We start from the raw sequence: 14,581 nt of genomic DNA on the forward strand, positions 1-14,581 counted from the left end.
ATAAGCCTATTAGTCGCTGAATATTAAAACTACGGTAAGTATTTTAGCTACGCCGCCAAACACACCTGTGGCTTTCTATACATCGCTTTAAATCACTGACGTATATTTTATAAGATGAAATCAAAAGAATTAAATAGGAAATAAACGGTCACTAAAAATGCCTTTTTTGCTAGAGAGTATTTATCAAAAGTATTCAATATCTTATTTTTGATTGAGCCAAAGAGTACATGTATAAGATATCAGGCCGCCATACTAATCTATAATGTATAGGCCGCTATTAACTCCGGTTTGTGACAAAGAACCATTACATGAAGTGTTATTGAATTTAATCAGAAGAACACACGTCTAATAATTAGTCGAAACCTTGCTTTTCACTGAATACGATTCTAAGGGCCAATATAAGAGTGTCGTTTTTAATTAAATAGCTCTAAAACCTTTCTACATAAAATAAAAGCCAATAAAAGATGGATTGGCGATACACCTTCTAGAGTGGTGATTCTTTTTAGGATACTCTGATAGTCTATTTAACATAATATACATTATATGTAATTGGGTATTGTGACGTGTCAGGGTTGTATGTGTTGCTATATGGTTGGTTTACAGTGCGTGAAGACTTACCGACTTTTATCGCATCTGCAGAGCTTTGCAGTCAGTTATATCTTTATGGAATTTTAGATGGCTGGTTACGAGTTTGTTTACGGTGCTTTGAACTGGCTTTCTACTGGGGCTTGTTTTGAAGATTTTGAATTGGTATATGTTTGATAATGACTGCCTTACTAGCAGCTTTATCTATAGATATGTGTATTATTTCAAATCGCCTTCTACGTGAAATCTGACGTGCTACACCTCACATTCTTTAATTTCATTCACGTAGCGTTATCTTAAAATCTTGTTAGCATCCTATAATCCTATAATCCTATAGCAATGGCTTAAGTGCTTTCTTTGTTTTACTCGTATTACAAACTGTAATTTATCTGGGTCGTTTTATTTCCCTCAATTTAAATTACGGCCACGCTTTTTAGTTTCCTGTCTTTTAGCTTTTTTTCAGTCCTTAAACAAAGTTTTAATTCTTGGTTTTACCCTCGGCTTGAGTGACTTCTTTGTTGGCTTTTTTCTACAGTTTATTATTTAGTTCCAAGCCGATGATTTATTTAATAAGTATCATTATAAGTTCTTTCGAAGCCGCCAGTTTTTAACCAGGCCTTGATGATAAGATCAGAACGTTATTCTAAAATTCCCAAATTTTTTGATGATTGAAACAAATGCTGAACATTTAAGTGTCCTACTTTCAGTTCTTAGCAAATGGTTTTTGAAGGACTTGAGTATCAGCTAGTGGTTTTGACACCGGTCTCAAAAATTAAATCGCTTGAGAGGTTTTAAATGCTTATCGAGGCTGTATATGATTTTCTTTGTGAAAGTAACGGTTATTCTAATTAAAATAGGTAAAAGCAGATAAAGCTAATTTGATAATGACTCACGATTCTGTTCATACACATTAAGATTATTGGAACGACTGTGGCGGTTTTTTTTTACCCTATGAAATAGTAGCTCCGCTTGGGCTTGGAAACTGGGTTTCCAATAAGTCAATGCGCCAGGTTGGGCTTCCAGTAAGTTAATGCAATACGCTGACCCTCTTGAATAATTAGGTGCCGACGCTGTTTTTGAAGTACGAGCATAGAAAGCTCATGAGGTTTCTATCAGTAACGTATGTTACCTATTACAAAAACAGTACTGACCACCCTACTTTCTTCGTTACTAGATTGCTGGTTACCATATTTTGGGCACGTGTTTTTCTACAAGCTATTTTTCGAATGCGCAGTCACAATATTTAGGTTTTAGGTTCATCAACTCTTCGCAAACATCTAGCCGCTAAAGCTAAAGCGCTAATTTCTTAAGCGTTAATGCTCGGCCGCTAGGGCCTAATCCTTTACAGGTATAGAGTAAGACTTTTTAAGCAGCCCAACTCCGAATGCCGCCATTGTCACCGCCACAATACCGTTTAGGTAATTGAAAAAGGCGTATGGTGCATAAGATAAAACGTCGACTTCAAGGGTTGCGGCATAAAAAGCACCCGCCGTTGTCCAAGGTATAAGGCCAGTCGTCATTGTCGACCCTTCTTCCACTGAGCGTGAAAGTACGGCGCTGTCTAATTGCTTTTGTTCATATTTTGGCTTAAAAAGTTGGCAACTAAGAATAATTGAGATGTAGGCTTCTCCCATCGCCACATTACCCACAAAGCCAGATACGATAGTGGTAGCAACGAGACTTGCCGTCCGTTTTACTCTGGCAATACTGCCAGCAAGAAGCGAACCTAAAAAACCGGCTCCGTGTAAAACGCCGCCTAAGGCGATAGCCATTAAGGCAAGCAATAGTGTCCAGCTCATGCTCGTTATACCGCCGCGACCGAGTAAAGCATCTAAGTTTTCAATGCCTGTCGATTGCGGTTTATTTTCCCATAGCGCGTTTAACACGCTAATAAAGCTCTCGCCTTGATACACGATGGCAATAAACACGGCTAATAAAATACTGAATGACATGGTGACTTCTGCAGGCACTTTTTTAATGCTTAAGGTGGCTAATAATATAAGAGGAAGCAAGGTCACAAAGGGTGTCAGGCTATAGTTGTTTGCCAGCGCTTTTTGAATTAACGCTACTTCACTTAAGTTAAGGTTTTGATCTCCATAGCTTAACCCTATAACAACAAAAATAACGAGGGTGATAATAAACGTAGGTAGCGTGGTAAAAAGCATTGAGTAAATGTGGCGAAACAGTGTGCTTCCTGCACTCATTGCTGCAAGGTTAGTGGTATCTGAAATAGGTGACATTTTATCGCCAAAGGTAGCACCACAAACAATCATGCCCGCCACCAATGGAAGTGGGATATTCATGGTGCTTCCTATGCCAATTAGCACAACACCTAGTGTACCTACTGTGCCCCACGACGTACCGGTTGCCACAGACATAATGGCACACAACACCATGCCTACGGCTAAAAATAAGCTAGGGCTTAGCCAGCTCAACCCGTAATACATCAGTGTCGCGATGGTACCGCTGTGCATAAAACTAGAAATTACCATGCCAATCAATATGAAAATATAGATAGCGGGCATCGCGCGAGCCAGTGCATTTGTCATTAGCTCGCGAATTTGTAGGTAGTTGTACCCAAGTAAATAAGCGTTTAAACCCGCCCATATTAAACACAAAAACATCAGTGCATGCAGACTAATACCAAGCCCGAAAATACCGCCAGCTAAGGCAAGAACAATCACGCTAAAGCAAATTAAAGACTGCAGGAATGAAGGCGTGCACAGTGGCGATATAGTGGATTTGGACATAAGTAGTTAAATTGCCTATTAGCGACTAATTAATGGTATAAAACGCATGTTTTCTTTGTGGGTACTATTTGTTATTGGAGCTATTTGTCATTGGTGCGACTTGTGAATGGACTATTTATCCTTGGCGCTTTGAGAATTACTGCGGTAGATTTTTTCTAACCGCGCTTTATCTTGCTCAAAGCACAGTTGCTGCTCACTGCGTTTAAAGCTTTGTGTGGCAAAGTCATTCGCCACTTTTGAAAAATCAGACGCTAATTCGCTACCGGTGTCTTTTTTGAGTTTCTCGAAACACGCAGATAACGTTTGTAATGACTTTTGAATTCTTATGGCAACTTCAATGTTGCCAGCGCCATCTCTTGCGATACTTGTATATGCATCATCAAAGATATCGTGTATTGAAATTTTAGGAACGGAAATGCGGTCGTATTTCGGTTTGTCATGATGCGGTTTCTCATAATGCAGTTCGTCATGATGCGGTTGTTCACAGGTATTGTCGTCTAAGCTCTTTGCTGCTCCATTATGGTTGGAAGCGCGCCCGTCCTGATTGGTATTATCAGCGCTCTTGTTTGGTTTCGACCACAACAGCAATAAACGGGTGATACTGCTTACAATGCCGATTGCAGTCCCGTGATCGTTTACTGATGGCGATAACGCACGGGACGCTATTTCTGCAAGCACAATAAAACCAAAGCGTGGGTCAGCCTCAAAAGAGCGCGACGAGCTTATACTAAACGCTGAAATTAACCCTTCACAGTCAATATCTTTATTCACGTACGCGATGTTCTTTTCCGGCGTAACAAACTCCCCTGGCAGCATGGCAATGTTGACAAATAGGTCGTTATTGTTTGCCCACTCCTGAATCTTGGCAAGGTCTATTAGCTGGATATACCCCACCTCTGACGTTTGTACTGCAAAACTCCCCTGCTCTTTAATGTCGCTTGCTGGTATGGCGCCCAAACAGGGGGTTTTAATTCGCTGCTCAATGGCGCGCTGCGTTGCTTCTTCAACTTTCATTGTCGTTGATTCAACGCGACCTAAGCGCGCTACACTGTCGACCCAACGAATAAAGGTTAAGATGACCACGGCAAAAGCAAAGCAGGTAATACAGAAAAGCAGAAACACCCCCGCTTGTTCGTAAAATTCCTGACTCATTGCAGTCAGTGCAACTGCGCTATATATGAACGCGCCGACAAATGTTGATAGCGCGTTTTGCGATACATCATCTGAAATAATGAGACCGAGTGAGCGAGGTGTTGATGACTGGCTTGCAGATGCATACGCATTTACCATCGCACCGGCGGAAAACGTGGCAATCACCATCATGCTCGATGCCATAATAGAAAGCAGTGTTTTAACCGAATCAGGTTCAATTTTTGGTAGGTGTTCAGCAAGAGAAGTGCCGTCTGCTATCTTCGCAGCGAAAACCGCGAAAAGCGAAAGCAGGCAGAAACCTAAAGGTTTAATCCATAATTTTTCTTTAAAACTGAATAGCAAAAACCGTACTTTATCTACCGACAATGGCGCGTCCATACCTTTTCTCCTGTTGGTTTTTACTTGTTAGTATTATTATCTGGTGCTTACTTATATTCGGCGGGGGTATAAATAGCAAGGGCGAATGTAGGCTCGCCCTTTCACTTAAGTTACCAATTAACTTGCTGGCGTCTTGTTTTTGTTGCCGGCGCACCGTTTAGAACAGTAACGAACGTGCTCCCAATCTCTTTCCCATTTTTTACGCCAGCTGAATGGCCTGTTACATACTGGGCACATTTTGGTAGGTAGATCAGACTTCTTCATTTTTCGTTATCTTGGTTAAAAACTTGGCGGCATCCTCTTTCATCGCATTAATATTGTCTTCTTTCATTCGGCCATAGGTCTTAAGGATCATAGCCATGCGATGATTGTTACTGAGCTTTTCCTTATTCTTATCAATGAAATGCCAATATAAGTAGTTAAATGGACAGGCTTTTGGCCCCGTCTTTTTCGACACTTGATAACCACAATTTTTGCAGTAGTTAGACATTTTATTGATGTAGCTACCGCTTGCTACATAAGGCTTGCTGGCTAAATTTCCGCCGTCACTATACAAGATCATGCCTGCTACATTAGGTAGTTCTACCCACTCATAGGCGTCAGCATACACCGCGAGATACCAGGCCTGCACTTGTTCAGGGCTAAGTTCGGTGAGTAAACTGAAGTTTCCAATCACCATAAGCCGCTGTATATGATGGGCGTAGGCATTTTGCTTCGTTTCTTTAATGCATTGACGCATGCAGTTCATATTGGTTTGCGCGTCCCAAAAGAACTCAGGCACATTTCTGTCGTTATTAAAGTAGTTATCCGTTTTAAGTTGCGGCATAAAGTGCCAGTAAAACCCTCGAATGTACTCGCGCCACCCTAGAATTTGACGAATAAAGCCTTCGGCGGAATTAAGGGGAACTTGCCCGCTGTGATAAGCCTGCTCCGCGGCGCTTATTGCTTCTTCGGGTGTCAGCATGCCGCAGTTTAAATAAAATCCAATATGTGAATGATACATCCACGGCTTGCCTTCAACCATTGCGTCTTGATACTGACCAAAGTTAGGCAGGCGTTCCTCAATAAATGTATTTAATACCTTAAGAGCATCCTTACGGGTGACGGCAAAAAAGAAGTCGTCTAGGTCGCCAAAATGATCGGCAAACTCGCTTTCAACAAGCTCAATAACCTCTTGAGTTATATCGTCAACCTCAAAGGTGCTGTGCTTTGGTACTTTATGATCATCTGGCATCGATTCGCGATTTTGTGCATCATAATTCCATTTGCCGCCAACTGGATCTTTACCCTCCATGAGTACGTTATGCTTTCGACGCATCTCACGGTAAAAGAATTCCATGCGTAGCTGCTTTTTCCCTTCGGCCCATTCACTAAATTCCTGAGGCGTTGCGAGAAAGCGATTATCTTCTGATATTTTAACAGGCGTTTTTAGCGTATTTTCCCATTGCTGTATGCTACTTAGCAGACGGTGCTCGCCTGGAGAGGTAACAACCACTTGGTCAAAGTCGCCAGCGCTTAATGTTGCTTCAACCTGAGCCAATAAGCTGCCCTTGTTGCGCTCATCATTGTAGGTAACGTAAACAACGTTGTAGTTGTTATCTTTTAGTTCTTGTGCGAAGTGGCGCATAGCACTGAACAAAAACGCTATTTTCTTTTTATGATGCTTTACGTAGGTTGCTTCTTCCCTTACTTCTGCCATTAAAATGGTGTCTTGCGCCTTTGCTGCATTCGCAATGGCCGGCAGGTTATCGGTAAGCTGATCGCCTAAAACAAGAATGAGTGACGCCATCTGTTATCCTTTAATCTCTTGGAAAGCATCAAGAGCACGTTGCCTGGAGGCTTTTAAATCAACAATGGGTTCGGGGTAACTTTTACCTAACTCTAGGTTGGCGTCTTTGGCTATTACGCCTGGTGTTTCCCAGGGCTTATGAATGTATTTATCAGGAAGGTCTTTAAGTTCAGGGCAGTATTTACGTACGTATTTACCTTTCTTATCAAACTTCTCGCCCTGCAAAATCGGGTTAAATATTCTAAAATAAGGCGATGCATCTGCGCCTGATCCAGCCACCCATTGCCAACCTGCGCTATTACTTGCTAAATCGGCATCTAACAAGGTATCCCAAAACCATCTTTCACCTTCGTGCCAACTTAAAAGTAAGTTTTTAACAAGGAAAGAGCCGACAATCATACGTACTCTGTTGTGCATATAGCCTGTTTGCCACAGTTCGCGCATGCCAGCGTCTACAATCGGAATCCCTGTATTACCGGTTTGCCATGCTTTTAATGCTCTTGCGTCTTTGCGCCATGGGAACTTATCGAACTTGTCGTTAAAGTTTTTATTTGGCAATGTGGGAAAATGAAACAGCAGATAATAGCTAAACTCTCTCCAGCCAAGTTCACTTAGGTAGGTGTCGATACTCTTATCTTCTGTGGCGCCGAATTTATCTTTTATCGCATACCACACCTGATTAGGAGACACTTCACCAAAGTGAAGATGAGGAGAGAGTCTCGACGTTCCTCTCATGGATGGGATGTCTCTGCCGTCTTTGTACTGTCTGGCCGCGTGTTGTATAAACTCTGACAAGTTATCTGCTGCACCTTCTTCACCGGGCTTCCACATCTTACTAATAGTCGAGTCCCACTTAACCTCGGGAAGCAAGTTTAGCGCATCAAGTCCGTCATCCTTGTACTCGTCATCTGCGTAGGTGATCCGCGCTGGAGGCGCCTTGGGATAGCGTGGCTCTTCAATCTTTAGGCATCCATTTCGATAGTAAGGTGTGTACACTTTGTAAGGTGTTCCATCTTTCTTTAATACTTTCATCGGCTCCCAGAGCAAGCTGCCGTTACTGCTATAAGCTTCAAAATCACTGTCGATAAGTTGTTTTTTGATCTCTTTGTCGCGATTTATTTGCCACGGCTCGTAGCAGCGATTCCAAAAAATTGCCTTCGCCTTGAGCGCTTCCATAATCTTCGGAATAAGCACTTTAGGATCGCCCTTAAAGATTTTCAAGTGGCCGTTTAGCCTGTCATTAAGCGACGTAAGCGAGTGATGCAACCACCATTGACTCGCACTGCCGGGTACCCTCCCATCGGGGGTGGTATCGTCATAAATGTAAATGGGAAGAATTTTACCCATATCACAGGCTGCGTTAAGTGCTGGGTTGTCATTCACTCTGAGGTCTTGTCTAAACCACATAATACTTACTGGAACGGTCACTTTTTTTCCTTAATGTGTTGCTCTAATCTTTGATTACTACCGTAATTGAACTTGTACGCAATTCAACGGGTTCAGGATCCGTTGTGATTACAAAAGTGATATAAAAATAAAACTGAGAATTACCATGTCAAATCAAAACCTTAGCAGTGACAATACAACATCAAAACAACGAGGAGTCTTTTGGTTTAGACACGATTTACGGCTTCACGACCAAGTCGCACTAGCTTCGTTGTGTGAGCGAGTAGACGAAATTGCTTTTATTTATATAGTAGATGAGAGCTATTTTTCACCCACCAAGTACGGGTTGAAACAAATTGGTGATAATCGCTATCACTTTTTACTGGAAACCCTCAGCGACCTCAAAGCGTCATTAGAAAAGAAAGGTCACGAACTCATTGTACTTAAGGGTAGTATTTCAGAGTGTTTGTCTGATGTACTGAAGCAAGGTCAATTTACCCATCTTGGAGTAAGTAAACATTGCGGTTTTCATGAGCAAAAACAAGTAGAGGAACTCGCTCGATGCTATCCAAAGCTGTCTATTGTTGAGGGCGAGTCGCTAACACTGTTTAATGAATCTGACTTACCCTTTTCAATTAAAGAGATGCCTGATGTATTTAGCCCTTTTCGCCGTAAGGTGGAAAAAAAGCTTACACCTAGAGAGGTTTGCAGCCCCGTTGACACCTATCCTACAGCATTTGTGGTCGAGCATCTCTCTGCCGATACGTTAGTTATTGAAGACGAACTCGACAAGCAACCCCAAACTTTGCAACAGAGCAGTAATGACTTTAAAGGTGGTGAAAGTGCAGCCCTTGAGCACCTGAACAGATACCTATTTGAGTGGCATGCTGCAGCCACCTACAAAGAAACGAGAAACGCATTGGACAGTTGGCGTGATAGCACAAAGCTTTCACCGTGGCTTGCCGTAGGCGCATTGTCGCCCAGAGAGGTAGTACGCCAAGTTACCTTGTTTGAAGAGCAGGTTGAGAAAAATGAATCGACTTATTGGATTTATTTTGAGCTGTTATGGCGTGAGTTCTTTCATTGGCTTCAAGCAAAATACGGTGAAAAATGGTTCAAATTTGGTGGTATTCAGCAAAAAGTGCCGAGCACAAAACATAACCCCAAGGTGTTTGTGGATTGGTGTAACGGCGATACTGGTTACCCTATTATTGATGCCTGCATGAAACAGCTCAAAGCGACTGGCTACATGTCTAATCGCGGGAGGCAATTGGTAGCTAGCTGCTTTGTACACGAGTTACAGCAAGACTGGCGCTATGGAGCAGCATGGTTTGAAAATCAGTTACTTGATTTTGATGTGGGTAGCAATTGGGGCAATTGGCTTTATCTTGCCGGCGTGGGGAGCGACCCTCGCGGACATAGACAGTTTAACCTAGATAAACAAACGGCCACCTACGACCGCGACGGTGCATTTCGCAATAAATGGTTAACCTAGATGTTGAATATAAATGTTTTAGAGAACGAAATGTTTAAAACAATGAACAGCAAGTAGGTAAACGTGGAAGTATGACTAAACAAGACGTTTCTGTAATTTGGCTTAAGCGCGACCTCAGGCTTCGAGACCATCAGCCGCTGTTTGATGCTGTCAATAACGGTGACAACATCCTTTTACTCTATTGTTGGGAGCCGTCCCTGCTTGCAGACCCCCATATGGATGTTCGTCATTGGCGATTTGTAGAGCAGAGTCTTGCTGATATTAACGCCCAATTGCCCAGCGGAATTCGAGTATTGCAGTTGCACATGGAGGTGCACGATGCGCTACTAAAGATTCAGGAAAATTTCACCATATCTTCCCTAAGAAGCTATCAAGAAATTGGGCTTTTGGTTACGTATAACCGCGATAAGGCAATAGCAACCTATTGTCATAAAAATAAAATTCCATTTTTAGAGTGTAATACAGGCGCGGTGGTAAGGGGCTTGCCTAACCGTACCCGTTGGCAGAAAAATTGGGAGGCGCACTTTAATTCCGCAACCTATGATATCGATATTGACTTGGCAAAATGGGTAAACTGGACTGAGCATGCGCTTTTGGCTGATAGCGAAACCACCTACTCTACTTTTTCACTTTCTGGCTCAAGATCTGATATTAATTCTGGCTCAGATGCAGGCGAGCTTCAAAACAGGTCATTATTAGAAGGCGCATCAGAGACTGGTGAGCAAATGCAAAAAGGAGGAGAAAAACGAGCATGGCACGTAATGAAGCATTTCTTTGAAGAGCGAGGAAAATATTATCACAAGCATATATCTCGCCCTTTTGATGCTCGTCGTTCCTGCTCGCGATTAAGCCCCTATCTTGCTTGGGGAAATATCTCCATCAGACAAGTTTATCATTCTGTTGAAAAAGAAAAGCTAATAAAAAAAATCTCCGCCGGTAAAGACAAAGCACTGTGGTCGAGAGCACTGTCGGCCTTAACATCTCGGCTGCATTGGCACTGTCATTTCATTCAAAAGTTTGAGAGTGAACATTCTATTGAATGGCGACCGATGAATGCTGCCTATGAAAAATTTCCATTTATTGATGGCCCCGAGGCAGAGCGACGTTTTTATCATTGGAAAAACGGCATAACAGGCTATCCATTGGTTGATGCCTGTATGCGGGCCCTCGCCCAAACGGGTTATATTAATTTTCGAATGAGGGCTATGGTAACGAGCTTTTTGTGTCATCACCTTAATGTACATTGGCTAAAGGCGGCGCACTATTTGGCCACACAATTTTTAGACTTTGAGCCTGGTATTCATTACCCGCAAATTCAAATGCAGGCCAGCGTAACAGGCATTCATACGGTGCGCTTATACAATCCACATACTCAATCTATGAAACTTGACCCAGAGGGCGTGTTTATTAGAAAGTGGGTACCCGAGCTTGCCGAATTGCCTGGTGACACTGTGCATGCTCCCTACGCCATGCCGCCTTTAGAAGCGATTATGCTGAATTTCGACGTAGAAAAAGACTATGTGTTGCCAATTGTGGATATTGGCAGTATGGCTAAGAAAACTGGAGAGAGACTGTGGCAGTATCGAGAGCGCGACGACGTATTGCGTGAAGCTCGACGCATAGTGCACCGTCACACCATGCAAAACAGTCCGAGCCGACAGTGGCTAAAAAAGAAAGCATAGTTTCAGTTATCACTTATTTTGATTATCGCACCACATATTAACGATTGTTCTTTCTAAGCCACTCGGTAAGAAGTTTAATTTGCCCGCATTTGTATGATGCATACATAAGTCGCATGGCATTTGACATGGCCTCACTATCTGTCCACCCTGTCTTCTCGCGAATTTCGTCGTAACACGCTTTTGCTTCTGGAGACACATAGCCGCGCACAAGTTTTTTACCGGCTTCTTTCTGGCGTTCTCTGAAGCGTCGCTGTTTATCAGCGTTTGCTTTCGCTTTATCGCTAAATTTCTTTTGCAGCGCTGTTTTTGTTTGTTTTTCTGTCATAATTTTCACGTACCTATTGAAGAATTTAGTGTACCACGCGTTTTTCTTTATAAAAATCACTGTTCGGAGTTGTTTGGCGCACAACTGTTCGCTAAATTAGCACTGAAATTTAAAACAATACGAGTTGGGAATGTCTGAGAGAAAAAATAGCTTTACTAGAGACGACTTACTAGCGTGTAGTCGTGGGGAAATGTTTGGACCTGGTAACAGCCAACTTCCTGCGCCTAATATGCTTATGATGGACCGTGTGGTTTCAATTACAGAAGATGGCGGAGAACACGGTAAAGGTGAAATTATCGCTGAGTTGGATATATCTCCAGACCTATGGTTTTTTGATTGTCACTTTCCTGGTGATCCGGTAATGCCCGGCTGCCTTGGTTTAGATGCAATGTGGCAGCTAGTCGGTTTTTTCCTTGGCTGGAGCGGTGGTCCAGGTAAAGGCAGAGCATTAGGTGTAGGTGAAGTTAAATTTACTGGCCAAATTTTACCAACAGCGAAAAAAGTGACTTACAAACTCACTATGAAGCGCGTGATCAAGCGCAAACTCTTTATGGGCATGGCTGATGGCACTGTTGAAGTTGATGGTAGAGAAATTTATGCGGCGAAAGATCTCAAAGTAGGTCTGTTTCAAGATACATCGAATTTCTAACTTTACCGCAAGTATAAAAAAAGCCCCTTATTTAGGGGCTTTTCCTTTTGCTTAATCAGTATAAAAGAGAATGCGTTATTTTACACTTAATCCTAAGTGCCTATCTTCTACCGCCTCACGCCATCCACCTAACCACTGTGAACGAGTTTCGTTTTGCTGAAATGGACAATTTTCCTTCGCACGACCACTAATACCAGCTTGATAGCCTTTAGAATGTGCACGTGTCATTTTATCTCTTTTTTGTCTTTTCATTGACTAGCCTCTTCTGTTTGTTGAAAGTACAACAATGTCAGTTCGCGGGCGCTCTACATCATATTTATTAAAAGTGCCGGAAAATCTTTTGCGTACATTACTTAGATAGTGCACTTAGCCAATTGGTTCAAGAGAATTTTGAAATTAAAATTCTTGACATTTAATAAATGGATGAAGTTTATATGAAATTATTTTTACAGTTTTGTGAATTTTTTTGCACATATTTTTGTGAACGAATGAGCGTTTGATTGATGAACAGTCACAAAAAAGGCCACTCGACAAGAGTAGCCTTTAACATCATTCACTTTCAATGAAATGCACAGCTAGATAATAACTATTTCGTGTAAGTACTAATTAGTAATAAATAAGAACCTTAGCGTTGTATTCTGCGTCTAAGTAATCCAGCTAACAACATACCACCTAATGCTAATAATCCCGTCGATGCGGCCTGTCTTTCAAAGGGCTGCTCATCTTCAGGTACCTCGCAGTCGTCTATCGTACCGTTTGATATCGGTGATAGTTTAACCGCAACAATAGAATCAACGGCGTTAGTTTCACCGGCACTGTCTAAAATTTCCACGCCAGTAATAAACTTACTGGTTGTTCTTAAGCGTGCGTTAGCAATTATTTCATTGTTCTCGTTGATATCTACAGCTTCAACAAGCTCGTAAGTGTTATCACAAGATACCAAATCGTTTAAATCAATTAACTCTTCAGTTTCAATGTTGTACATGAAAGCCGTGATTTGACGCTGGGTTTCATTCGTCGCTGTTACATCTGCGCTGCCTACAACAATATTATTGTTGTTAATTGCATTTGGCGTTACGCCACCGCTTGTAAAAAAACCCTCTGGGTATACTTTCTCTTCAGTTTCTAAGTTATAGACAAAGAGGCGAGAGCGAGAAGCTGTGTCTGATGGCGGCAGTACTGCACCCGTTACCCAATTGTTGTCGTTAATACCAATGGCTTGGCTGATAATATTTTCATCACGAGGCAATAACTCAATAGTTTCACCGTCTCTAAACACGGTTGCAACGCGCTCACTCTCTGCTCTTGCCGTTGAATTAGGGCGAGTAATGGCAACAAAATCTCCAGTTAAGCTTTCACCTACTGCGATACCCTGCTCATTAATATCGAAAGCGTAGGTGTACAGATAAAAAGTGTTGTCCTCGGCAGGCTCTTCAATTAGAGGATACGTCTGTGTGTCAATGACATCGCCGTTTACATCAAGCTGCCAGATCGTGGCGTTGACTTCTGATAGGCTTACAAAGGCTGGAACCGAAGGATTTTGTGCTGTCACAAAAGGCGTGGATACGCGAGGGGCAGTAAATTCACCCGTGTATAAATTGAATAGACAACGGTCAACAGAAATATCACCGCGCTCTTCGTCATCGTCACAGCGCGCTACCGCATCATCAACAGCGGTTTGAAAGCGTACTGTACTAAATCCAGCGACTTGTAGGTTATTGTTGATAGCTCGGGCTGAACCAAAACCGCCAAGGGTATCATCTACAGGAGGAAGTACTTTAGTCTCCCCCGAAACTTGCACAAACGCCTGCTGTGAAGATTCCGGATAGGTATAGTTGATAATGTCGCCGTCGGCATTTTCGTAGGGGTCTAAAACAACTAAGCCGCCCGAGTCACCAACAATATAATTACCGCTAAGGCTGTCTCTACCTGATACTCGAACTGACTGAGTGTAGTCGTCAAACTTGTCGGTAATTTCGTCTAACCCAGGTACTAATTCCGCGTCTACGGTATCGGTAATGTAAGTTCTAAACTGTGTCAGCTTTTGAATCTGAGGAAACGTTTGGTTGCTAATGATATAGCTGACAATAGTGGAGTAATCTGAGTCAGTGAACACCCCTTCTCTCGCACCATCTTCATCTTCCAGCGAAGGGCCAAACGTTTCGAAGAAAACGGTACCATCGATCAGTTGGTCAACGTCGATAGGTGGATTGTATTCAAGCTGCGCTATCGTTAGCATTTGTCCTGCTTCATCAATAGAGCGACCAAAATTGCTTCTTGCAGAATCCTGTAGCGGAAGAGGTGTCACTGAATAAGTCGCGGCAAGAGCCGAAACACTTCCTGTTGCCAACAGAACGGCGGCGGCAAGCTGAGTTTGTTTCATCTAAAAT

The 14,581-nt window shown here is 42.5% G+C and carries 11 protein-coding genes; 3 read left to right on the top strand and 8 right to left on the bottom strand.

Going from position 1 to position 14,581, the window contains the following annotated elements; translation table 11 throughout:
* Nucleotides 1–1,919: 1,919 nt before the first annotated feature.
* From nhaC to V7R39_RS07440, 5 genes are all read right to left on the bottom strand, one after another.
* Nucleotides 1,920–3,335, bottom strand: a complete 1,416-nt coding sequence (gene nhaC, locus V7R39_RS07420) for a Na+/H+ antiporter NhaC (RefSeq protein WP_334029733.1) — start codon at nucleotides 3,333–3,335, stop codon at nucleotides 1,920–1,922.
* Between the two features lie 111 nt (nucleotides 3,336–3,446).
* On the bottom strand, nucleotides 3,447–4,865 hold the full coding sequence (locus V7R39_RS07425) for a DUF2254 domain-containing protein (protein WP_334029735.1): 1,419 nt from the start codon (nucleotides 4,863–4,865) through the stop codon (nucleotides 3,447–3,449).
* A 117-nt stretch (nucleotides 4,866–4,982) separates the two neighbouring features.
* A complete protein-coding gene (locus tag V7R39_RS07430) occupies nucleotides 4,983–5,129 on the bottom strand; it encodes a DUF2256 domain-containing protein (RefSeq protein ID WP_081926553.1) in 147 nt (48 codons plus the stop codon).
* The gene (locus tag V7R39_RS07435) at nucleotides 5,116–6,654 is read right to left on the bottom strand and encodes a cryptochrome/photolyase family protein (protein WP_334029737.1); all 1,539 of its coding nucleotides are present in this window, start codon (nucleotides 6,652–6,654) and stop codon (nucleotides 5,116–5,118) included. The genes V7R39_RS07430 and V7R39_RS07435 overlap by 14 nt, the downstream gene beginning before the upstream one ends.
* A gap of 3 nt (nucleotides 6,655–6,657) precedes the next feature.
* Nucleotides 6,658–8,082, bottom strand: coding sequence for a cryptochrome/photolyase family protein (locus V7R39_RS07440; RefSeq protein WP_334029739.1), 1,425 nt, complete (start codon nucleotides 8,080–8,082; stop codon nucleotides 6,658–6,660).
* A 124-nt stretch (nucleotides 8,083–8,206) separates the two neighbouring features.
* Between V7R39_RS07440 and V7R39_RS07445 the strand changes: the two genes are divergently transcribed.
* Nucleotides 8,207–9,535: a DASH family cryptochrome gene (locus V7R39_RS07445; RefSeq protein WP_334029741.1), complete on the top strand. Its 1,329-nt coding sequence runs from the start codon at nucleotides 8,207–8,209 to the stop codon at nucleotides 9,533–9,535.
* Between the two features lie 71 nt (nucleotides 9,536–9,606).
* Complete coding sequence (locus tag V7R39_RS07450) at nucleotides 9,607–11,217, top strand: cryptochrome/deoxyribodipyrimidine photo-lyase family protein (RefSeq protein WP_334029743.1); 1,611 nt, start codon at nucleotides 9,607–9,609, stop codon at nucleotides 11,215–11,217.
* Between the two features lie 37 nt (nucleotides 11,218–11,254).
* Here V7R39_RS07450 and V7R39_RS07455 read toward each other — a convergent pair whose 3' ends face one another.
* Nucleotides 11,255–11,542: a hypothetical protein gene (locus V7R39_RS07455; protein WP_334029746.1), complete on the bottom strand. Its 288-nt coding sequence runs from the start codon at nucleotides 11,540–11,542 to the stop codon at nucleotides 11,255–11,257.
* 130 nt (nucleotides 11,543–11,672) lie between these two features.
* On the opposite strand from V7R39_RS07455, the gene fabA reads away from it, so the two are divergent.
* Nucleotides 11,673–12,191, top strand: a complete 519-nt coding sequence (fabA, locus tag V7R39_RS07460; protein WP_032096223.1) for a 3-hydroxyacyl-[acyl-carrier-protein] dehydratase FabA — start codon at nucleotides 11,673–11,675, stop codon at nucleotides 12,189–12,191.
* Between the two features lie 75 nt (nucleotides 12,192–12,266).
* Here fabA and rmf read toward each other — a convergent pair whose 3' ends face one another.
* Nucleotides 12,267–12,443: a ribosome modulation factor gene (gene rmf / locus V7R39_RS07465; protein ID WP_334029748.1), complete on the bottom strand. Its 177-nt coding sequence runs from the start codon at nucleotides 12,441–12,443 to the stop codon at nucleotides 12,267–12,269.
* Nucleotides 12,444–12,816: 373 nt separating this feature from the next.
* Nucleotides 12,817–14,574, bottom strand: coding sequence for a DUF3466 family protein (locus V7R39_RS07470; protein ID WP_334029749.1), 1,758 nt, complete (start codon nucleotides 14,572–14,574; stop codon nucleotides 12,817–12,819).
* Between the last annotated feature and the right edge of the window lie 7 nt (nucleotides 14,575–14,581).

The sequence above is a fragment of the Alteromonas sp. P256 genome (genome assembly GCF_036864455.1).
Classification (GTDB): Bacteria; Pseudomonadota; Gammaproteobacteria; order Enterobacterales; family Alteromonadaceae; genus Alteromonas.